Source organism: Ornithinimicrobium sp. CNJ-824 (assembly GCF_001942405.1).
GTDB classification, from domain to species: Bacteria; Actinomycetota; Actinomycetes; order Actinomycetales; family Dermatophilaceae; genus Ornithinicoccus; species Ornithinicoccus kibberensis.
In genome coordinates this window covers 137339-157833 of the sequence record NZ_MKKA01000055.1, presented here as the reverse complement: position 1 = coordinate 157833, position 20495 = coordinate 137339, and the positions used below count along the sequence as shown (strand labels likewise).

Annotated in this window: 17 protein-coding genes and 2 pseudogenes; 5 read left to right on the top strand and 14 right to left on the bottom strand. The window is 73.6% G+C overall.

The features are described 5' to 3' along the window. Positions 1-92: 92 nt before the first annotated feature. Positions 93-2093, bottom strand: a pseudogene (locus BJF81_RS20430) (NAD-glutamate dehydrogenase); the annotation flags it as partial. 133 nt (positions 2094-2226) lie between these two features. Between BJF81_RS20430 and BJF81_RS13665 the strand changes: the two are divergent. After that, complete coding sequence (locus tag BJF81_RS13665) at positions 2227-2736, top strand: hypothetical protein (RefSeq protein ID WP_075958806.1); 510 nt, start codon at positions 2227-2229, stop codon at positions 2734-2736. 5 nt (positions 2737-2741) lie between these two features. Beyond that, complete coding sequence (locus BJF81_RS13660) at positions 2742-3248, top strand: DUF2505 domain-containing protein (RefSeq protein ID WP_075958805.1); 507 nt, start codon at positions 2742-2744, stop codon at positions 3246-3248. Between the two features lie 3 nt (positions 3249-3251). Here the strand turns inward: BJF81_RS13660 and pruA are convergent, their stop codons facing one another. The 6 genes and pseudogenes from pruA to BJF81_RS13640 form a co-directional block, all read right to left on the bottom strand. Continuing rightward, positions 3252-4880 (bottom strand): L-glutamate gamma-semialdehyde dehydrogenase, encoded by a 1629-nt coding sequence (pruA, locus tag BJF81_RS13655; RefSeq protein WP_075958804.1) that lies wholly within the window; start codon positions 4878-4880, stop codon positions 3252-3254. Positions 4881-4960: 80 nt separating this feature from the next. Beyond that, positions 4961-5170, bottom strand: a complete 210-nt coding sequence (locus tag BJF81_RS18135; protein ID WP_075958803.1) for a hypothetical protein — start codon at positions 5168-5170, stop codon at positions 4961-4963. A 26-nt stretch (positions 5171-5196) separates the two neighbouring features. Further along, a pseudogene (locus BJF81_RS21635) lies at positions 5197-5442 on the bottom strand (DUF6912 family protein); the annotation flags it as partial. Between the two features lie 74 nt (positions 5443-5516). Beyond that, the gene (locus BJF81_RS17670; RefSeq protein ID WP_342447150.1) at positions 5517-6206 is read right to left on the bottom strand and encodes an AAA family ATPase; all 690 of its coding nucleotides are present in this window, start codon (positions 6204-6206) and stop codon (positions 5517-5519) included. Beyond that, on the bottom strand, positions 6136-7143 hold the full coding sequence (locus BJF81_RS21160; RefSeq protein WP_083664236.1) for a hypothetical protein: 1008 nt from the start codon (positions 7141-7143) through the stop codon (positions 6136-6138). The genes BJF81_RS17670 and BJF81_RS21160 overlap by 71 nt, the downstream gene beginning before the upstream one ends. Next, a complete protein-coding gene (locus tag BJF81_RS13640; RefSeq protein ID WP_075958801.1) occupies positions 7140-7826 on the bottom strand; it encodes a hypothetical protein in 687 nt (228 codons plus the stop codon). Before BJF81_RS13640 ends, BJF81_RS21160 begins: the two co-directional genes overlap by 4 nt. 145 nt (positions 7827-7971) lie before the next feature. Here BJF81_RS13640 and BJF81_RS18705 point away from each other — a divergent pair, with 145 nt between their 5' ends. Further along, entirely contained in the window at positions 7972-8193 is a 222-nt protein-coding gene (locus BJF81_RS18705; protein WP_075958800.1) for a helix-turn-helix domain-containing protein, read from the top strand. 10 nt (positions 8194-8203) lie between these two features. Here BJF81_RS18705 and BJF81_RS13630 read toward each other — a convergent pair whose 3' ends face one another. Further along, positions 8204-8767: a hypothetical protein gene (locus BJF81_RS13630; RefSeq protein ID WP_075958799.1), complete on the bottom strand. Its 564-nt coding sequence runs from the start codon at positions 8765-8767 to the stop codon at positions 8204-8206. A 145-nt stretch (positions 8768-8912) separates the two neighbouring features. On the opposite strand from BJF81_RS13630, the gene BJF81_RS13625 reads away from it, so the two are divergent. Together BJF81_RS13625 and BJF81_RS13620 are read left to right on the top strand one after the other, a co-directional pair. Then, the gene (locus BJF81_RS13625; protein WP_075958798.1) at positions 8913-9665 is read left to right on the top strand and encodes a hypothetical protein; all 753 of its coding nucleotides are present in this window, start codon (positions 8913-8915) and stop codon (positions 9663-9665) included. Between the two features lie 133 nt (positions 9666-9798). Further along, complete coding sequence (locus BJF81_RS13620; protein WP_143780860.1) at positions 9799-10287, top strand: Rv3235 family protein; 489 nt, start codon at positions 9799-9801, stop codon at positions 10285-10287. A 54-nt stretch (positions 10288-10341) separates the two neighbouring features. Here BJF81_RS13620 and secA read toward each other — a convergent pair whose 3' ends face one another. The 6 genes from secA to BJF81_RS13590 form a co-directional block, all read right to left on the bottom strand. Then, positions 10342-13071, bottom strand: coding sequence for a preprotein translocase subunit SecA (gene secA, locus BJF81_RS13615; RefSeq protein WP_075958796.1), 2730 nt, complete (start codon positions 13069-13071; stop codon positions 10342-10344). 93 nt (positions 13072-13164) lie between these two features. After that, on the bottom strand, positions 13165-15798 hold the full coding sequence (locus BJF81_RS13610; RefSeq protein WP_143780859.1) for an ExeM/NucH family extracellular endonuclease: 2634 nt from the start codon (positions 15796-15798) through the stop codon (positions 13165-13167). A gap of 117 nt (positions 15799-15915) precedes the next feature. Beyond that, complete coding sequence (locus BJF81_RS13605) at positions 15916-17118, bottom strand: winged helix-turn-helix domain-containing protein (RefSeq protein ID WP_075958794.1); 1203 nt, start codon at positions 17116-17118, stop codon at positions 15916-15918. 144 nt (positions 17119-17262) lie between these two features. Continuing rightward, positions 17263-17961, bottom strand: a complete 699-nt coding sequence (hpf, locus tag BJF81_RS13600) for a ribosome hibernation-promoting factor, HPF/YfiA family (RefSeq protein WP_075958793.1) — start codon at positions 17959-17961, stop codon at positions 17263-17265. Between the two features lie 116 nt (positions 17962-18077). Continuing rightward, positions 18078-18848, bottom strand: a complete 771-nt coding sequence (locus tag BJF81_RS20565; protein ID WP_075958792.1) for a ComF family protein — start codon at positions 18846-18848, stop codon at positions 18078-18080. Positions 18849-18917: 69 nt separating this feature from the next. Further along, complete coding sequence (locus BJF81_RS13590; RefSeq protein ID WP_075958791.1) at positions 18918-20453, bottom strand: LpqB family beta-propeller domain-containing protein; 1536 nt, start codon at positions 20451-20453, stop codon at positions 18918-18920. Positions 20454-20495: the final 42 nt, after the last annotated feature.

Here is a 20495-nt window from a genome sequence, read left to right as displayed (position 1 = left end):
GCGGCGCGGGCCTCCTCGTCCAGGTCGGCGTCCGGGTCGAAGCGTGCCGCGAACAGGTCGATGAGCAGCCCCGCGACCGAGGGGTTGGCCACCAGGGCCTCCTCGACGTAGCCCAGGCTGAAGGTGCCGACCTGGCGCAGGTAGCGGACCAGGGTGCGCAGGATGACCACCCGGCGCCAGTCCAGCCCCGCGGTGAGCACGAGGGAGTTGAGCTGGTCGGACTCGGCCGCGCCGCTCCATACCGCCGTGAAGGCGTCCTCGAAGGCCTCGGCGACCTCCTCCTCGGTGCGCCCGTCCCGGCCGGTCCACACGTCCTCGCCGGGGGCCCGCAGCCCGAAGTCGTAGATATAGCTGGTCGTGATCTTGGCCCCCTCCAGCACGTAGGGCCGCTGGACGGTCACCTCCAGCCCCAGGTCCGCGAAGACCGGCAGCACGTCGGTCAGCGACATCTCCTCGGTGCGGTAGACCTTCATCCGCCGCTCCTGCGGGTCGTCGTCCTCCGCCCGGTACAGGTGCGGCCGGACCGAGGCCGAGGAGTCCGCCAGCTCGGCGAGCCGGGCGATGTCGAAGTAGGCGGCGCGCCCGTCGAAGTCCTCCTTGTAGGCCTCGGGGAAGGCGCCGGCGTAGTGGGCCACCAGGTCGCCGACGACGTTCTCGTCGTCCACGTTCTCGGTGACGGCGTCGGTCAGCGTCTCGGTCCACGTGCGGGTGGCGGCGACCAGGCGGCACTGCAGGTCGTCGGGGTCGACCTCCGGGGCCGGCCGGTCCTTGGGCAGACGGATCATGAAGTGCAGCTGGGCCAGCGGCCCGTCGCCCACCCGGGTGGCGTAGTCGGACATCTCCCCGCCGAAGGCGTCCTCGAGCAGACGCTGCACCTTGAGCCGGTTCGCGGTGTTGTAGCGGTCGCGGGGCAGGAAGACGAGCGCGCTGACGAAGCGGCCGAACTCGTCCCGGCGCACGTAGGCCTTGGCCTCCGGCCGCTCGAGCAGGCGCAGCACGTCCTCGGAGGTCTCGCGCAGGTAGTCCTCGGGCGCCTGGAAGAGCTCGTCGCGGGGGTAGCCCTCCAGGACGCCGAGCAGGTCCTTGCCGGAGTGGCTGTCGGGCGCGTAGCCGCTGGCCTCCAGGATCCGTTTGACCTTCGGGGCGGCGATGGGCAGCCGCGTCGTGGACTCGGCGTAGGCGGTCTGGGTGAACAGGCCCAGGAAGCGCTGCTCCCCCACGACCCGCCCCTGGTCGTCGAAGCGGCGGATGCCGATGTAGTCCAGCGGCACCGTCCGGTGCACGGTGGCCCGGGTGTTGGCCTTGGTGATGGTCAGCAGCCGGGGCTCGCGGGCCGTGGCGGCGGCCTCGGGCCGCAGCTCGCTCATCGTCGCCTCGGCCCCGGGACGGTCGCGCAGGATGCCCAGGCCGCTGCCGGGCACCGACCGCAGGTATGCCGTGCCCTCCTCCTCGACGAGGTCGTAGGCCCGGTAGCCCAAGTAGGTGAAGTGGTGGTCGTCCAGCCAGCTGAGGAAGTCCACGGTCGGTCGGACGCTGTCCTTGTCGACGGTGCCGGGCGGGGAGATCTCCAGCTCGGCGATGATCGCCCGCGCCCGCTGGCGCATGGCCCCCCAGTCCTCGTAGGCCCGCCGCACGTCGGCCAGCACCCGGCGCAGGTCCTCCTCCAGGGAGGTCCGCTCGTCCTCCTCGGGCACGCGGTCGACCTCGACGAGGATCCACGACTCCGCCCGCTGACCGGGACCGGCCTGCCGGTGGTCCACGTCCAGCACGGAGCCGTCCTCCTCGGCGACGACCATCTGCGGGTGGAACAGCTGGTGGACGCCCAGGCCGTGCCGGGCCACTTCGCCGAGCACGGAGTCGACGAGGAAGGGCATGTCGTCGTTGACCACCTCGACGAAGGTGTGCCGGCTGCTCCAGCCGTCGCCGTCGGCGGAAGGGTTGAACACGCGGACCGCGGCCTCGCCCGGGGTCCGGCCGGCGCTGAGGGCGGCCACGGACCGGGCCGCCGCGGCCAGCTGCTCGGGGGCCCGGGTCGCCGTGGCGTCGGGCGCGTGGTGGTAGAACCGGTCGATCAGCGTGTCGGGGGACGACATCTGCTCAAGCACTCCTTGGTCGCAGGCCAGCGCGCACGGCGATGTGCGCCACGGTCACCCTATCGCCCGCACCCGACGGGCCGCCTGGGGACGGTCGCCTCGGCGCAGCCCCCCGTCGCCCTACAGTGGGCCCATGCCCCGTCGGACCCCCGGACGGTCGCCGCGCCCGGTCGACCCGGCCTCTCCCGCCCCGGGCGACGACCCGGCCGCCGGGGCGGGGCGGGTGACGACGCTGCTCGCCGTCGAGGAGCTGCAGGCCGCGGCGGCGGACCTCGGCTGGCCCGAGGCGACGGGGCTGTGCGACGGGCTCGTGGACGCGCTGGCCCACCTGCTCGTCGACGTGGCCGACGGTGCTCCACGACCCTCGCCGCGGCCGACGGTGCTGGGGGCGATCGGAGGGCCGGCCCGCCCGGTCGACCACGCCTCCTGCCGGGCCGCGGCCGCCGCGCTGCGCCGGGCGGCCCCCACCTTCGCCGACGGACCCGCGTGGGCCGACGGCGCCGGGGCCGTGTGCGCCGACCTGGCGAGCCTGCTCGACCAGGTGGCCGACCTGGACCGCGGCGGGCGGCTCACCCTCGCCCACAAGGGCGTGGTGCTGCGGCGGATGCACGTGCTGCAGCGTCGGCTGCACGGACTAGGTTGAGCGGTATGAGGATCACCGAGACCGTCGTGCACCCCGCCGACCCCCGTCGCACCTTCGAGATGCTCTGCGACCGCGGCTACCAGGACCTGCGGGCCGAGCGCTCCGGCGCGCTGGACCAGACGGTGACCGTGGAGCAGGAGGACGGGGCGACCGTGGTCACGACCCGGCGCCACCTGCCCACCGGCGACCTGCCGGAGATGGTCCGCCCGTTCGTGGGCCCCCAACTGCTCGTCGTGGAGACGGTGCGCTGGGGCGACGCCGACCCGGACGGCGAGCGGGAGGGCGCGATGTCCCTGGAGATGCCGGGCCTGCCCGTCCAGTTCATCGGCGGGGTCCACCTGCGCCGCGGCACGGACGAGGGCACCACCGACCACGTCGTCGACGGCGACCTGGAGGCCAACGTGCCCTTCCTCGGTCGACGGATCGAGGCGGCCGTCGCCCCCCAGATCAGCGACGTCGTGCGGCTGGAGGAGCGGATCGCCCGCGAGTGGCTGGCCGACCACCCCGGCTGAGGATCACCCCATGTGGGGGTAGCGGTAGTCGGTCGGGGGCGCGAACGTCTCCTTGATCACCCGGGTGCTGATCCAGCGCTGCAGGTTGGCCTTGGACCCGGCCTTGTCGTTGGTGCCCGACCCGCGGGCCCCGCCGAAGGGCTGCTGGCCGACGACGGCGCCGGTGGGCTTGTCGTTGACGTAGAAGTTGCCGGCGGCGAAGCGCAGCCGGTGGGTCACCTCGGCGATCGCGGCCCGGTCCTGGGCGATGACCCCGCCGGTGAGGGCGTACTCGGCCACCGACTCCATCTGGGTGAGCATGGCGTCCCAGTCCTCGTCCCGGTAGACGTGGACCGCCAGGATGGGGCCGAAGTACTCGGTGGTAAGCATCTCGTGCTCGGGGTCGCTGACGAGCGCGATCGTGGGCCGCACGAAGTAGCCGACCTCGTCGTCGCAGGTGCCGCCGGCGACCACCTCGACCCGGTCGTCGGCGTGCGCCATGTCAAGCACCTTCTTGTGCTTGGCGAAGGCGCGGTCGTCGATGACGGCGCCCATGAAGTTGGACAGGTCGCGCACGTCGCCCACGGGCAGCGCCTCGGTGGTGGCGACCAGGTCGTCGCGCAGCCGCTCCCAGACCGAGGCGGGGACGTAGGCGCGGGAGGCGGCCGAGCACTTCTGGCCCTGGTACTCGAAGGCACCGCGCACGAGGGCGGTCCGCAGGACGTCCACGTCGGCGCTGGGGTGGGCCACGACGAAGTCCTTGCCCCCGGTCTCCCCGACGATGCGCGGGTAGGACCGGTAGGTGGACAGGTTGTCGCCGACCTGCTTCCAGAGGCTGTTGAAGACCGTGGTGGAGCCGGTGAAATGGATGCCGGCGAGGTTGCGGTGGTTCAGCAGGACCTCCGAGATCGCCGGGCCGCGGCCGGTCACCATGTTGACCACGCCGTCGGGCAGGCCGGCGGCCTCGAACAGCCGCATCAGCTCGGTGGCCGCCCGGGTCTGGGTGGTCGCCGGCTTCCAGACCACGGTGTTGCCCATCAGGGCCGGCGCGGTCGGCAGGTTGCCGGCGATGGCGGTGAAGTTGAACGGCGTGACCGCGTAGACGAAGCCCTCCAGCGGCCGCTGGTCGATCCGGTTCCAGGTCCCCGGCGAGCTGGTGACCGGCTGCTCGGCCAGCAGCTGGCGGGCGAAGTGCACGTTGAACCGCAGGAAGTCGGCCAGCTCGCAGGCCGAGTCGATCTCGGCCTGGTGCACGGTCTTGCTCTGTCCCAGCATGGTGGCGGCGTTGACCCGCGCCCGCCACGGCCCGGAGAGCAGGTCGGCCGCCTTGAGCATGACCGAGGCACGGTCCTCGAAGGACAGCTCGCGCCACGGCACGGACGCGGCGAGCGCGGCGTCGACGGCGGCGGCGGCGTCGGCCCCGGTCCCGTCGTGCAGGGTGCCCAGCACCTCGGCGTGCGCGTGCGGCTGGACCACGTCGACGGCCTCGCCGTCGCCGACGACCTCCCGACCACCGATGACGTGGGGCAGGTCGATGGGCGTGCTGGCCATCCTGGCCAGCTCGACCTCCAGCTCGGCCCGCTCCGAGCTCCCGGGAGCGTAGGTCCGCACCGGCTCGTTGACCGGGTCGGGGACGTTGATGATGGCATCCATGTCGGCTGTCCTCGTTCTCGTCGGTGGGCCCGTCGGCGTCCTCGGGGACGCCCGTGGCCCGGGGCTGGGTCGGCCGCGGGTCAGCCCGCGCCGGACTGGTCGGGCTGGTCGGGCCGGTCGGGGGCTGCCGGGCAGGCCCGGGCCAGGTCGAGGACGTGGGCGATCTCGGTCGTGTCGTACCAGGACAGCTCCAGCTCCTCGTCCTGGCCGTCGAGCGCCTGCCGGTCGCCGGTGACGACGTCGTCGCCCACGTGCAGCGCGGCCACCCGGGGAAGGTCGACGTCGCCCACCTGGACGCAGGCACCTCGGGCCGGGAGGCGTCCACCTGGTCGGCCGTCAGGTCGACGGCCGCCAGCACGACGGGGGCGCCCTGGGCGCGCAGGGCCTGCGCCGCCTCCTGGAGGGCGGCGTACTCCCACTCCTCCTGGTCGCCCGCGGCCCGCTCCTCCCGGACCGGGCCGGTCACGGCATACCCCGGTCGTGGACCGTCGAGCCGGCGCTCGGTCTGCAGGCGGGCCAGCTCGTCGGCGCTGAGCGGGACGTAGCAACGCACCGTCACCATGCGATCTCCCTTCCGTGCGCGACGTCGTGCACGCTCCCATCGTGTCAGACGCGCACGCCCGGCGCCGACCGCGGTCAGGCGGGGGCGAGCCGCCGGCCCAGCCAGCCCCGGGAGCGGCCGGCAGCCCGTTCGCGACGGCTCTGCGGCTCGCGCCCGGCCACCTCGTCGGCCAGCCCGAGGAGCGCCGTCCGGGCCGCGCTGCGGGGCCGCACCTCCGCCAGGAGCCGGCCGTGGAGGAGGGCGGCGTCCAGGGCGTCCTGGTCCTCGGGGACGAGGTGCACCGGGCCGGTGCCCGCGAACCGCGTCAGGGTCTCCTGGATGCGGCGTCCCGGGTCGGGACCGACCGGGCCGGGCCGCACCCGGGTGACGACGACCGAGCGGGGCGCGACGGTGTGCCCGGCCAGCTCGTCCAGGCCCCGGACCAGGCGTTGGAGCCCGACGGGGTCGGCCGTCCCGACGACCACGACCCGGTCCGCCGCTTCGAGGGCCGTCAGCGCCGCCCCGTTGCGCCGGGGCGCGAGGGTGTCGAAGGAGAGCTCCTCGTCCTGCTCCAGGGGCGGGGCGACGTCCACGACGGTCCAGCGGGCCAGCCGACGGCACTGCGCGAGGACGTCGGCGAGGGCCACGTCGCGCAGCTCGGGCCACCGGTCGGCCCGGGGCAGGCCGGTGAGCAGGCGCAGGCCGGGTCGGACCTCAGGGGCCAGCCGTGCCAGGGTCTCGCGGTCGAGCTGCCCCTGGTCGGCGGCCCGAGCGGCGGCGGCCACGCCCGGCACCTCGTCGAGGACCGCGAGGAGCTGCGCCTGGCTCGCCCCGTAGGTGTCGGCGTCGACCAGGACCACCGGCTGCAGGGGGTCGGCCAGCTCGGCGGCCAGGTTGGCGGCGACGGTGGACCGGCCGCTGCTGCCGACCGGTCCCCAGACCACCACGACCTCCCCCTCCTTCCGGCCCGGTCCCCTCGTCCGGCCCGGTCCCCTCGTCCGGCCCGGTCCCCTCGTCCGGCCCGGTCCCCTCGTCCGGCCCGGCCCCCTCGTCCGCCCCCGGCCCGTCGGTCCCGTCGTCGTCGTCCAGGTCGCCGTCCGCAACCGGCCGGTCCATGGCCCAGCCGTCCTCGTGGCCGGCCGGGCGGGCCGCGTCGTCGGCCCGCCCGACGCCGGAGCCCAGGCCCTCGGACCCCGCGTCGTCGGGGCCCTCCTCCCGGGGCCGCCCCCCACGGAGCGCAGGCGTGGGCCGCGCCGGGGGCGGGTCACCCTCCGGGGTCGACTCGCCCACGCCGGCGTCGGCGCTGCCGGCCGCAGGTATGGCGGGCGACCTGCCCTGCCCGGGCGTCCGGGTGGCAGCGGGGCCGGGAGGGTCCAGCAGCGCGACGAGGGCCCCGTCCAGCGCGGCGGTGTCGGCGTCCGCGGGGACCGTGACCGCCACGCCCCAGCGGCGCAGGAGCCGTTCGGCCGCCTCGTCGTCGGGCGGGTGCACCCCGAGGACGAGGACGTCCTGGTCCCCGAGGGCGTCCACGACCGAGCGGTCCAGCCCGCGCAGGTCGCTGGAGACCACCGCGACCCGCCCGACCCCCGCCGCCACGACACCCAGCAGCTCGGCGACGTCGGCGCACCGGCGGACCACGCGGACCCGCGACGACCGCGACAGGGTCCCCGCCAGGCCCACCTCCCACCGCGGGGCGACCGCCGTGACCAGCGGCTGGGTCATCGGCCCTGCTCCGAGCCTGCCCGGGGCGCAGGGACCAGCGTGGTGCGGGAGCCCTGGTCGACCGCGGCGATGAGGTCCCCCACCCGGTCGGCCGGGACCACGACCTGCACGGCCGTGCGGCCCACGCCCGCCCCCAGGCCCGAGCTGGCCGCCGGGACGTGGTCCACCACGGCGCCGGCGAGCAGCCGTTCAGGGTCCAGGTAGGCCTCCCCGAGGGCGTCGGGGTCGCGTCGGCTGACCCAGACGTCCACGACGGTCCCCGCCTCCAGCGTGCGGGCCGCGGACACGTCGACCGGCACGCTGACCGTCTTGTCCAGCGCCTCCCGTGCCGTCCCCAGGGCCGCCGCGGGCACGAGCTCACCGGCCCGGACCTGCCGGAGCAGGTGGGTCCCCGGCTGCAACGGGGCCGAGCCGTCGACGTAGCGGGCGATGTACTCCTCCATCCGCACCGGCACCGCCACCACGTCCCCCTCCCCCACGGGCTGGCCGGGCAGCAGGTCGCGGGTGGCTGCATACACCGGCGTGGTGTCGTCGAGGGAGGCGACGAGCCGGATCCCGCCGGCGACGGAGAGCAGCACGAGCAGGACCCCGACCACGAGGCGCACGTCCCGCCAGCCGGGCCGCTCCAGCCGACGGACCCGACGCGGCTCGGCGGCGGCGTCGGCCGAGGTGGTCGTGGGCATGACAGGCTCCCCCTTCTGCGGTGTGCTCGGCGGCGGCCCGACGGTACCCGGCCCGGGGGCGCGGCAGCCATTGTTGTCCACAGGCCGGTCAAGGGTGGGCCAACGAACCGTAAAATCTCGGTCAAGACCGACGAAAGGACCCCTCGTGGCCGCCCCCCGCTTCCTGACCCTCACCGACGTGGCGGAGACGCTCAACGTCTCGTTGTCGCAGGTCAAGGCGCTGGTCCGTTCCGGCGAGCTCCCGGGCATCAAGCTCGGCGGACGTGGGGTGTGGCGGGTGGAGAACACCGAGCTGGAGGCCTACATCCAGCGCATGTACGACCAGACCAGGGACGCCATCCGGCAGGGCACGGCGGACCAGCCCTGAGCGGGCTGCATCAGAGGCGGCGGACCAGGGCGACGGCGGCGTAGGACAGGCTCAGGACGCCACGGGTGCTCCCCGGCCGTCGGGGCTCGTCGTCGGCGTGCCTGGTTAGGTCGCAGTGGTCGGCCAGGACCCGGTCGAGGGTGCCGGTCACGTGGTCCCCGTCCACGTCGTGCACCCGCACGACCGCCCGGTCGCGGCTCACCGCCCGCAGGGCGTGTCGCAGCCCGAACCGTCGGCTGCCCACCGACTCCCCGTCGTCCGCCCGCCGCGTGAGCCCCTCGACCGCCGTGAGGGCCGCGGCGGGCACGATGAGCTCGCGGGACGGGGCCCCCTGCCCACCACCCTGCTCGAGGAGCAGCCAGTCGGTGCCGACGTCGCGCAGCACGGCCTCCAGCCAGCCGTAGCCCCGCACGCGGACGCGGAGCGGCCCGTCGAGCGCGGCTGCGAGGCGGTCGGCCAGTCGCACGGTGCCACGCTCGGACCGGGTGTGCTCGGCCACCTCGGCGGCCCGCTCCTGCCGCTCGAGCAGCTCCAGCTGGGCGCCGAGGTCCTCGAAGAGGTCGTCCCACCGCATGACGGCATCGTGCCAGCCGCACCGGACGGGCGACCACGCCCCGTCCACAGTCCGCGCCGACCCCCGTTGCCGCACGACTCTGACTGCCCTATCGTGCTGTATCAAGACGCAAATACACGCAACCGAACGCATCCAGGAGGAACAGATGGGGACACGGGAGCGGGCCGCCGCCCTGGGATCCGGGGTCACGGTGGCGTCGGGCGGGCTGACGGTCTGGCTCGTGCGAAGCACCCTCGGGCAGTGGCCGGGACTCGGGCCGGTGCCGCTCGACGGGGCCGTCGGCTTCCTCAGCACAGCCGTCGCGGCCGGGGTCGCCATCTGGCTGACGGTGGTCGTGGCCGCGGCCACGCTTCCGCTGCTGGGCCCCCGGGGGAGGGTCCCGGCCGGGGGCGCGACCCGTCAGCGCGCCCGCGGGGTGGCACCCTCCGTCACGGCCGGGGCGGCCGGCCGGGTGACCGCCGCCCTGCTGGCCGCGGCCGCTCTCGGCGCAGGGCCCACGGCGGCCCACGCGGGCGTCGCCCCCACGGACGGCACACAGGTGGTGGCGCACCTGTCCCCCGGCGTCGACGGGGCCTCGTCGGACGGTGCATCGAGGCCGTCGGCGCCGCCGGGATCACCCGTCCGCCCCGACGGGACGACGGTGCCCATACCGGGGTGGACCCCGACCGCGGACGCCCCAGGCCGCTCACGCACGGCGCAGGCCACGGCGACGTCGGCGTCCCTGGTCACCACGGGCGGTGCCGGTGCCGCGGACGGGTCCTCCGAGGAGGCCGACCACGTGGTGGTCCACCGGGGTGACAGCCTGTGGTCCATCGCCGCCCGGCACCTCGGCGAGCAGGCGACGGACGCGACGTGGCCGACGCCTGGCCCCGCTGGTACGCCGCGAACCGGGAGCTGATCGGGGAGGATCCCGATCTTCTCCTGCCGGGCCAGGTGCTGGTCGTCCCGACGGGGGCGGACCGGTGAGCGGCTCGGCGGCGCGGTCCCTGTCGCCCGCGGCGGGACGGACGGAGGCGCCCAGGGTGCTGCGCGTGCTGCCCGCCCCGGTGGTGGAGCCGCCCGCGGACGGGCAGGACTGGAACGATCCCCCCGAGCCGGCCTCGACGCCGCGGTACGTCCAGGGACGGCTCGCGGTCGACCTGCGCCACCGGCACGACGACAGCTTCTTCGGCCCCCAGGCCACCTCCACCCCCGACCTGCCCGAGGCCGGGCCGTGGGCGCTGCGGATGATCCGGGCGGTGCTGGAGGCCTACGAGGGCAGCCGGTCCCCCGACCAGCTCAGCCGATGGGTCGTCCCGGAGATCCGGGAACGTGCCCAGCGCCGCGGGCTCCTCGCCCGGCGGCGGGGCCGGCGGACCGGTCGCCCCCCGGTGGTGCGCACCATGCTGACCAGCTTCCCCGCCGACGGCGTCTGCGAGGTCTCGGCGGTCGTGCAGGCCGACGGGCGGGTCCGCGCCCTGGCGATGCGGATGAGCGGGGTCGACGGGCGCTGGCTGATCACCGCCTGGGAGCTCGGCTGAACCGGGTGTCCCGCCGTGGCCGGCTGCGCCCGCCCGTCGACCTGGCCGGTGTCCTCAGCGCGCGCGCTGGGCGCGCCTGCGCTGGGCCCGGTTGGTGCCTGCCTCGGGGGCACCCGCCACCGCGGCGGGCTGCTGCGCCGGCGCGTCCTCCGGGTGGCTGCCGTCCTCCCGGACCCGGCGCGCCTCGGCCGAGCCGTCCTCGGTCGGCGCGACGAAGGTGAGCTGCTCCTGCGGCCGGGGCGCCACCGGCTCGGCCGGCTTGACCTCGGCGTGGAAGAGGAACCGCACGGCCTCCTCCTTGATCGCCTCCATCATCGCCTGGAAGAGCTGGTAGCCCTCGCGCTGGTACTCGACCAGCGGTTCGCGCTGGGCCATCGCCCGCAGGCCGATGCCCTCCTTGAGGTAGTCCATCTCGTAGAGGTGCTCGCGCCACTTGCGGTCCAGCACCTGCAGCAGGACGCGACGCTCGACGTCGCGCATGAGCTCCGGGCCGACCGTCTCCTCACGCTGGTCGTAGGCGTGCTGGGCGTCGGAGGTGAGCTCCTCGACGAGCAGGTCGGCGCTCACGGCGTTGCGGCCGCCGGCGGTAGACACGACCTCGTCGACGGTGATCTGGACGGGGTAGACCCGGCCGAGGTCCTCCCAGAGCGCCTCCAGGTCGATCCCGTCGGCCAGGCCCAGGCCAGCGGCCGAACGGACGTAGTCGGCGACGACGTCGTTGACGAAGTGGCGCACCTGCTCGTGCAGGTCCTCCCCCTCGAGGACGCTGCGCCGCTCGGCGTAGATGACCTCGCGCTGGCGGTTGAGGACGTCGTCGTACTTGAGCACGTTCTTGCGGGTCTCGAAGTGCTGGGCCTCGACCTGCGACTGCGCGCTGGCGATCGACCGGGACACCAGCTTGGACTCGATGGGGACGTCGTCGGAGACGCCGGTGCTGGACATGACGCGGTCGACCATCCCGGCGTTGAACATGCGCATGAGGTCGTCCTGCAGGGACAGGTAGAACCGGCTCTCCCCCGGGTCGCCCTGGCGGCCGGCACGACCGCGCAGCTGGTTGTCGATGCGGCGCGACTCGTGCCGCTCGGTGCCCAGCACGTAGAGGCCCCCGAGGCTGGTGACCTCGTCGTGCTCGCTGGCCACCGCGGCCTCGGCCTCGGCCAGCGTGCCGTCCCAGGCCGCCTCGTACTCCTCGGGCGTCTCCGTGGGGTCGAGGCCGCGGGCGGACAGGGCCGCCACCGCACGGAACTCGGGGTTGCCGCCGAGCATGATGTCGGTGCCGCGGCCGGCCATGTTCGTGGACACGGTGACCGCGCCCTTGCGGCCGGCCTCGGCCACGATCGAGGCCTCCCGCTCGTGGTGCTTGGCGTTGAGGACCTCGTGACGCACGCCCTGGCGGCGCAGCTGCTCGGAGAGGTACTCGGACTTGGCCACGGAGGTCGTGCCCACGAGGACGGGCTGGCCCCTGCGGTGCCGGTCGACGATGTCGTCGACGACGGCCCGGAACTTGGCCTCCTCGGTCCGGTAGACCAGGTCCGGCTGGTCCTTGCGGATCATCGGCCGGTTCGTGGGGATGGACAGCACACCGACCTTGTAGATCGAGTGCAGCTCGGCGGCCTCCGTCTGGGCGGTGCCGGTCATCCCGGAGATCTTGTCGTACATGCGGAAGTAGTTCTGCAGGGTCACCGTGGCCAGGGTCTGGTTCTCGTTCTTGATGTCCACCCCCTCCTTGGCCTCGATCGCCTGGTGCATGCCCTCGTTGTAGCGGCGGCCGGGCAGGATGCGGCCGGTGTGCTCGTCGACGATCATGACCTGGCCGTCCATGACGACGTAGTCCTTGTCGCGGGTGAACAGCTCCTTGGCCTTGATGGCGTTGTTGAGGTAGCCGATGAGCGGGGTGTTGGCCGACTCGTAGAGGTTGTCGATGCCCAGGTAGTCCTCGACCTTGGCGATCCCCCGCTCCAGGACACCCACGGTCTTCTTCTTCTCGTCGACCTCGTAGTCGCCCCAGGGCTCGATGCCGCGCAGCGAGTCGCCGGCCTCGCCCCGCTCCAGACGGCGGACGAGCTTGGAGAACTCGGTGTACCACTTCGTCGCGGCGTCGGCGGGGCCGGAGATGATCAGCGGGGTGCGGGCCTCGTCGATGAGGATCGAGTCGACCTCGTCGACGATCGCGTAGTGGTGCTCGCGCTGCACGAGGTCGGCCAGGGACCAGGCCATGTTGTCCCGCAGGTAGTCGAAGCCGAACTCGTTGTTGGTGCCGTAGGTGATGTCCATCGCGTACTGCTCCCGGCGCTGGGCCGGGGTCATCGAGGACAGGATGCAGCCGGTCTCCAGGCCCAGCGCGCGGTGCACGCGGCCCATGAGCTCGGACTGGTACTGGGCGAGGTAGTCGTTGGTCGTGATGACGTGCACACCCTTGCCCGTGAGGGCGTTGAGGTAGGACGGCAGCGTCGCCACGAGCGTCTTGCCCTCACCGGTCCGCATCTCGGCGACGTTGCCCTGGTGCAGGGCGGCCCCACCCATGATCTGCACGTCGAAGTGCCGCTTGCCGATGGTGCGCTTGGACGCCTCCCGGACGGCGGCGAACGCCTCGGGCAGCAGCCGGTCCAGCGTTTCCCCGTCGGCCAAGCGCGCCTTGAACTTGTCGGTCTCCTCGCGCAGCTCGGCGTCGGTCAGCCCCTCGAAGTCCGCCTCGAGGGCGTTGACCTGCTTGGCGATGGTCTCCAGCCGGCGCAACGCGGTCTTCTCACCGGCGCGCAGCATCTTCTCGAACAGTTTCGGCACCTGTCTAGGCTAACCGTCCCGACGACGGACGGGGTGCAGGGAACCGTGGTCCCCTGCACCCCGTGCCAGATGTCTACCGGTCAGCGGTCAGGCTCACCGTCCTCCGGGTCGGCCCGGCTTGCCGGGCTTTCCGGGCTTGTCGTTGTCGAGACCCTTGCCCTTGCCCGGCTTCTCCACCGTCACCGTGAGGGTGACGGTGGTCGTGTTGTCCGAGTCGTCGGTGACGTCGTAGGTGAAGGTGTACTCCGCCCCGAGCACCGCGAGCACGCGGAACCGGGCGTCGTCGACGACCTCGACCTTGCCGCCTTCGCTGGCCTCGGCCCCGACGAGGGTGATCGTCAGGTCCTCGTCCAGGTTGTCGGTCGCGTCGATCACCGTGGTGACGTTGCGCCACTTCCCGTTCGCGGGCCAGATGTGGGGTGGCTCGACGAAGGCGTCGACCTCAGGTGCCTCCACGTCCAGGTCGAGTCCGACGATGACCGGGTCGTGGTCGCTCGAGCGGTAGGGGTCCGGGGCGAAGAGGGCGTCCTGGGCGTCCCTCTTGAAGGACATGTCGTAGTCGATGACGCTCGGCTCGTCGGCGTTGATGGCCCACGCGGCCGCACCGGTGACGTTCTCGAGCATCGAGGTGCTGGCCATCGCGTAGTCGAGGTAGCCGAGCATCCCGTCGAAGACGTAGCTGTAGGCGTACTCGTCCTGGCGCATGGCGAGCAGGTCGACGAAGCCGTCAGCCTCGAGAGCGTCGATCGGGTCCTCCTTGTCGTAGGAGTTGAGGTCGCCGATGATCAGCACGTCCTCGGTGCCGGTGTCGGTCGGGTCGCTGTTGGCCCAGTCACCGAGCGCGTCGGCCGCGGCCGCGCGCGTCAGGTTGCAGTTGCCTGCGCCGTCGCCGGTGTCCGGGTCACCGAGGTCGTCACAGTCCGACCCCTTGGACTTCAGGTGGTTGTTGACGACGGTGAACTGGGCTCCGGTGAGGTTCTCCTCGAAGGTCTGCGCCAGCGCCGGCCGGTTCTTCTCGTCGTTGAAGCGCTCGTCGACGGACGAGTCGAGCACCGCGAAGTCGCCCACCGGCGTGACCTCCGCCGGCTGGTAGATGAACGCCGTCGTGATGGCGTCGGTGCCGACCTTCCCGGTCGAGATGAAGGCCCACCGGTCCTCGCCGACGGCCTCGTTGAGCGCATCGACGAGCGTGCCGACGGCCACGTCGCCGTTGTTCTCGATCTCGATCAGGCCGACGACGTCTGCGTCCATCGGGTTGATGGCGGCCACGATCTTGGCCTCCTGCCGCTCGAACTCCGCCACCGTGTCCGCACCGCGACTCTCCAGCGTGGTGAAGTAGTTGAGCACGTTGAAGGACGCCACGGTGGTCGTGCCACCTACCTCGGGCACGTCCGGCCGCTCGTTCACGGCCGTGTACTCCGCCGGCTCGGTCGGCTGCACCTTCCAGGTGCTGAAACGGTAGTCCAGGATGCCCGTCAGGTTCGAGACAAGGTCACCGCCGCGGAAGCTGTTCTCGAGGGTGAACTCCTCCCCGTTGGGGTGCCGCAGGAACGCGGGGTTCTGCCAGCTCAGACCGTCGTCCAGGGTGATCCGGTATGCCGCGTTGTGCTCGGCGAGCGCCACCGCCTCGGACGACCCCGGCTCGTAGATCGCCGTCGGCTGGTACTGCCGGTCCGTCCCGTCGCCCGTGCCGAGCACCAGCTCGCCGTACCTGCCGTAGTTGTAGTACTCCAGGATGGACAGCTGCTCGGGATAGGTGACCAGCATGCCCTCGTAGGGCTCGTGGTCCCGGACGGGCATCTCCAGCACGGTGGCTGCCGGGAGTTCCGCACCGATCGCGCAGACCTCAGTCGTGACGTCCTTGACCTGCGTCAGACCGAAGTGCTCGGTGGCCGTGCCGGTGACACCGACCACGTCGCCCACGGATACCTCCTCACCGCTCGGCGCATAGACGAAGATGCCGTCGGACGTGGCTGGGTCGCCGTCACCGGCGTCCTGCAGGTAGTAGCCGTCGAAGCCACCCTGCTGGAAGTCGCCGACCACGGTGCCACGGATGGTGACGGTCTGGCCGTCCAGCGGGGTGGCCTCTCCGGTCCCCTGCACCTGACCGATCGGGGTCGACTCCACCTCGCAGACGTCGACCGGGTCACCCGGGTCTCCCGGGTCTCCCGGGTCACCCGGGTCCGCGGCGCCGTTGATCACACCGAAGCTCTCGGCCAGTGGGCCCGTCCAGACCCCGTCGATGAGCTGGAGCGACTCTCCGACCGGGGTCGAAGAGCCCTCCTGGACCCCGATGTCGGTGCTCGTCATCCCGTCCGCGGGACCGCCCACGCCGGTCATGGTCCCCTCGTACGAGAGGAACTCCACCACCTGGCCGCTGGCGTCCACCAGGGCCAGACCGTCCGGGCCGCCGTTCTGGATGCCAGCGTGCTCGAGGACGACGACTCCCGTGTCCGGGACGACGCCGACAAGCTGAAGCGTTTCATAGAACTCGCCGTTCGACCCGTTGTAGAGCGCCAACGTCCAGCCGGTCAGGTCGGTCCCGGCCGGGGCCTGGACCTCGATCGCCTCGCCGACGTCCGCACCGTCGTTGTCGTAGTGGATCTCGCTGACGAACACGTCGGTGTGGTTGTCAGCTGAAGCCGCGGTGGGGACGAGGAGGCTGGCCAGGAGCGCCGTCGCTCCGGTCACCGCCACGGCCCGCCGTCGACGTGGAGGATGCGTCATCGCACTGTCCTTCGTTCTCGGGGGTGGGCTGGCGCGTCCGGGACGCACCGTCTTGGACCCTAGGACGGATCGGCGGCGTCGTGGTGGCGAAACGTCAACGCGGGGGCGGACGGAAGGTCACGATTGGGCAAAGTCCACCCGCGACAGGTCCAACCACCCGGCCATCTGCCCGAGCTGCTCCTCCAGCGCCCGGGCCGCGACGGCCCGGTCCACCCCGGGCTCCCAGTGCACCGACCGCACGAGCAGCCGCCCGGCGGCCCGGTCGGCCTTGAGGTCGACCCGTCCGACGAGCCGTTCGTCGAGCAGGAAGGGCAGCACGTAGTAGCCGTGCACCCGCAGGTGCGCCGGCACGTAGATCTCCAGCCGGTAGCGCATCCCCCACAGCGCCTCGGTGCGCTCACGCTGCCAGACGAGGGAGTCGAACGGGCTCAGCAGCGCCGCCCGCGGCACGGCGCGCGGAGACCGGGCGGCCGGGTCACGCCATACCGTCTGGTCCCACCCGCGCACCTGCACCCGCTCGGCGAGGCCGCGCTCCTCGAGCGCGACCAGGCCGGCGTCCACCCGCGGGCCGCGCAGCCGGAGGTAGTCCGCGAGGCAGCGTCGGCTGCCGAGCCCGTGGGCGCGCAACGACAGCTGCAGCAGCTCGGTGACGGCCTCCTGCGGGTCCTCGTCCAGCAGCTGGTCACGGCGCTGGACCAGCTCAGGGCCGAGCACGTCGACGGGATCGGCGTAGCGTCGCTCGAACGAGGCCGTCCGCCCGGCGGAGGTGATCCGCCCCGACCAGAAGAGCAGCTCGAGGGCCTTCTTGACCGCCGACCAGTTCCACCCCCAGCCCTCGCCGGTCCGGGAGGCGCCGTGCGGAAGGTGGGCCTCGACCTCGCGCGAGGTCAGCGGGCCGTGCTCCCGCACGGTCCCCAGCACGGCGTCCACCAGCCCCGGGTGGCTCTGCGCGATCGACCGGCTCCAGGCGCGCTCGCCCGCCTCGGCCATGCGGAACGCGAGCAGGGGCCAGGTAGGCAGCGGCACCAGCGAGGCCTCGTGCGCCCAGTACTCCACCAGCCGGGCGGGGCGGCGGCCCGGCCCGCCGTCGCGGGCCCGGTCGAGCAGGCCGCGGTCGTAGGGGCCCAGCCGGGAGAGGAACGGCAGGTACTGGGTGCGCACCAGCACGTTGACGCTGTCGATCTGCACGACCCGCACCCGGTCGACGACACGCTGGACGTGGCGCATCGTGACCTGAGCGGGCCGGGGGTCGGCGAACCCCTGCGCGGCCAGCGCGGTGCGACGGGCCTGCTCCAGGCTGATCGTGGGGACCCGGCTCATCCGGCCACTGTGCCAGAGCCCACCGACGCACGTGGGGCCTCGTGGACCGCCCGCCCGTGCTCCGCTGACGCGCGCGGCGGGGCCCGCCACCGAGGGTGACGGGCCCCGCAGGCGGGACGTCAGGACGTCAGGAGGGTGCGGGCCTCAGGACGCCACGGCGTCGGACTCGGGCGCGCGGTCGTCGTCCTGCTCGCCCTCGGCCGGCGAGGTGCCGTTCAGGTCCAGGCGCAGCACGCCGTAGGACCAGCCACGGCGCCGGTAGACCACGCTGGGCTGGTCGGAGTCGACGTCGTGGTAGAGGAAGAAGTCGTGACCGATCAGCTCCATGTGGGACAGCGCCTGGCCCACGGTCATCGGCGTGGAGGGGTGGACCTTCTCGCGGATCTCGATCGGGCTGTTGCCCTCGGTCTGCAGGTCCTCGTCCAGCGCCTCCTCGGTGCTGTGCGCCCGCGGCTCCTCGTCCGCGGACCCGGCGAGGGGCTCGGTCGGCAGCCCGCGGGTGGCCTCCGCCACGGACGGCAGCCGGTGCTTGCCGGTGTGGCTGATCCGGCGCTTGTCGTTGAGGCGGCGCAGGCGCTCGGTGAGCTTGGACAGGGCCAGGTCGACCGCCGCGTACTCGTCGTCAGCGGCGGCCTCGGCACGGACGACCTGGCGGTTGACGTGACAGGTGATCTCGCAGCGCTCGGACTCCTTGGCCTGACGAGGGTTGGCCTCGTGGGTCATGACGACCTCCGTGCGACGCACGCGAGGGGCCAGCTGGGGGATCTTGTCGAGCTTGTCTTCGAGGTGGCTGCGGAACCGTTCGGAGACGTCCCTCTTGCGACCGGTCACGGTGAGTTCCATTGAGTCCTCCATGCAGAAGATGGGTGGTGCTGTACGTTCTGGCGTCGTCCGTGGCGCCTTTCGATCCAGCGGCCTCACCCCCTGGCCCGTGCGAGGAGTGCTTCCATGCACCCACACTAGTCCGCACCCGTCGCTTCGGACAGTCGACCCCTCGGCCTCCGGGCGGGCGCCCCGGAGGACCGTCGGTGCGTGGCCGCCAGGGTCACGGCGAGGACCGGTCCGGCCCCGGCCGCGGTGAGCGCGCGGGCGCACTCCACGAGCGTTGCCCCGGTCGTGACGACGTCGTCAACGAGCACGCACGGCAGCCCGACCAGCCCGTCCGCCGCCCGCGGCCGGACCTGGACCGCGCCCGCCAGGTTGCTCCGACGCCGCTCGGCGTCCAGCCCGGCCTGGTCCTCGACCCGTCGGGCGAGCCGGAGCGCGTCCACGGTCGGCAGCCGGGCGCGGCGGCCCCGGGTCGTCTCCCGGCACAGCGCGGCGACGCGGTGCTCGCCCCTCGCCCGGGTGCCGGCCCGGGCCGACGGGGCCGGGACCAGGGGGAGGCGGCCGGTCCCCCGCAGCGTCCGCAGGTGGTCCGGGGACGCCGCGAGCGCGGCGGCCAGGACGCCCCGCAGCGGGACGGCGAGGACGGCGGTGAGGTCGGCCCGGCCGCCGTCCTTCCAGGCGACCACGGCGGTCCGGACCTCGTCGCGGTATGCCGTGTGCGTCCAGGTCGGGGGGAACCCCGGCGGGCAGGGGGTCGGCGTCCACCGTCGGGCCGACCCCGCCGCCAGCGCCTGTCGGCAGGCCACGCACCACCGGGTGCCCGCCCGGCCGCAGCCGCCGCAGGCCGTCGGGGCGGCCAGCTCGAGGAGGTGGAGCAGGTCCTCCCCGGGGCGCCACGGCATACCCCCAGCATCCCCCGGGGGCGGGCGGCCGCGCGGGCGCGTCCACATCCGGGGCCCGGCTGCCCCGGGTCAGGTGCCGGGGACGATGAGCTCGTCGCCGTTGCGGGCGCCGAACCACACGGAGGGTCCGTCGCGGGTGTGCAGCCGTCCGTCCTCCGTGCGGGCGACCGGGACGAAGCCCTGCCCCGTCGGCACGGCCTGCACGTCGACCAGGCCGGCCTGGTCGGGCAGGCTGTCCAGCCAGCCGCCCAGGGGGACGGTGAACGCCGCGACCCGCTGGTCCTGCGTGCGGCGGGCCGCGACGACGAGGTCGGTCGTGGAGGCCCACCGGGCGGAGGCGACCTCCACCAGCGTCGGTGCGGCGTGCCACGGCTCGGCCAGCGCGGTGGCCCGCCCCTGGGAGTCCCGCACGATGCCGGCGACGAGCACGCGGTCCCGGGCCGAGCCCCGCTCGGCCCGGACGACGAGCAGCGCCCGGGTGCCGTCCGGCGAGACCCGCAGCGTCTCGACCCGTTCGCCGTCGGCCAGCCAGGGGACCTCGACCGGGCGCGCGAGCGTGGAGACGTCGCCCGTCTCCAGCACCCAGACGCGCGGGTCCTGGGCGCTGCGCGAGGTCCCGGCCACCCACACGTCCCCGTGCGGGTCGAAGCTGGGGTCGGTCAGCTCGTCGCCGATGCCCGCGTGCGCCTCGCTCTCGCCGTCGCGCCAGCGCCACAGCTCGGACCGGTCGGCGGACACGGCCGCCAGCTCGGACAGGTCGGCCGACGCCGCCACCCCCGTCCAGGACATGCCGACCCGGGGCAGGTCGAGGTCCCGCACCTCGGCGGCCGGAAGGTTGCGCAGGTCGTAGCGGGTCGGGTCGACCGGGATGAGCTCCTCCCCGATGCGCAGCAGGCCCACCTCGGTCTCGCGGACCACCTCCTCGTAGCCCAGCTCGGTGCCGAGGTTGACCGCCCCGTCCTCGAGCAGGGACCGCCCGGCCACCCGCAGGTCCACGGCGCTGACCCCCCGCAGCCCGAGGAGGGAGTGGCCGAGCTGGGCGCGCAGGTCGGCCACCCGGTCAGGGTCGTCGGACAGGCCCGAACCCTGCAGGTTGACCACCGCCATCTGGGTCGTGGGGTCCACCGGCACCGCCCCGACCGCCAGCCGCAGGTCCGGGCCGCCACCGGTGCGCACCGCACCCTCGAGGTGGGACGGCACCTCCGCGAGCTGGGTGCGGGCCAGGGAGGTCGTCAGCCCGTCGCCCAGCGCGAGCCAGCGCACGTCGGGGACGAACAGGTCGAGGTGGGGGTTGAGGTAGTAGACGGTGGAGGGGCGGAAGGCCCGGTCGAGGTCGGCGGCGGAGAGCCACAGCCCGAAGCCCTCGGGGAAGGCGCTGATCCGCCACTCCCCGTCCACCCGCTGCAGCTCGAAGCTGCGGGAGATGGGGGCCACCGGCTGCTCGGTCAGCCGGCCCTGCTCGTCGATCCGGCCCTGGACGGGGGTGGTCACCGTCACCTCGCCGGGGGCCTGCTCCTCGACCGTCTGGTTGCCCTCCAGGACCAGCACGTCCCGGGTGGGGACCCACTCGCTGGCCAGGGTGGAGGTGAGGTACTCCCGGGCCACGTCCTCGTCGTCGGCGAAGCCACGTTGGCCCGCAGGAAGCCT

What these genes read in the sequence shown, in the direction of transcription:
- BJF81_RS13665 (WP_075958806.1), top strand. Translation starts at nt 2,227, where the DNA reads ATGCCCCGTCGGACCCCCGGACGGTCGCCGCGCCCGGTCGACCCGGCC.
- BJF81_RS21160 (WP_083664236.1), bottom strand. Translation starts at nt 7,143, where the DNA reads ATGACCCAGCCGCTGGTCACGGCGGTCGCCCCGCGGTGGGAGGTGGGC.
- pruA (WP_075958804.1), bottom strand. Translation starts at nt 4,880, where the DNA reads ATGGATGCCATCATCAACGTCCCCGACCCGGTCAACGAGCCGGTGCGG.
- BJF81_RS13660 (WP_075958805.1), top strand. Translation starts at nt 2,742, where the DNA reads ATGAGGATCACCGAGACCGTCGTGCACCCCGCCGACCCCCGTCGCACC.
- BJF81_RS20565 (WP_075958792.1), bottom strand. Translation starts at nt 18,848, where the DNA reads ATGCCGTGGCGCCCCGGGGAGGACCTGCTCCACCTCCTCGAGCTGGCC.
- BJF81_RS13640 (WP_075958801.1), bottom strand. Translation starts at nt 7,826, where the DNA reads ATGCCCACGACCACCTCGGCCGACGCCGCCGCCGAGCCGCGTCGGGTC.
- BJF81_RS13630 (WP_075958799.1), bottom strand. Translation starts at nt 8,767, where the DNA reads ATGCGGTGGGACGACCTCTTCGAGGACCTCGGCGCCCAGCTGGAGCTG.
- hpf (WP_075958793.1), bottom strand. Translation starts at nt 17,961, where the DNA reads ATGGAACTCACCGTGACCGGTCGCAAGAGGGACGTCTCCGAACGGTTC.
- BJF81_RS13625 (WP_075958798.1), top strand. Translation starts at nt 8,913, where the DNA reads ATGGGGACACGGGAGCGGGCCGCCGCCCTGGGATCCGGGGTCACGGTG.
- BJF81_RS13610 (WP_143780859.1), bottom strand. Translation starts at nt 15,798, where the DNA reads ATGACGCATCCTCCACGTCGACGGCGGGCCGTGGCGGTGACCGGAGCG.
- BJF81_RS13605 (WP_075958794.1), bottom strand. Translation starts at nt 17,118, where the DNA reads ATGAGCCGGGTCCCCACGATCAGCCTGGAGCAGGCCCGTCGCACCGCG.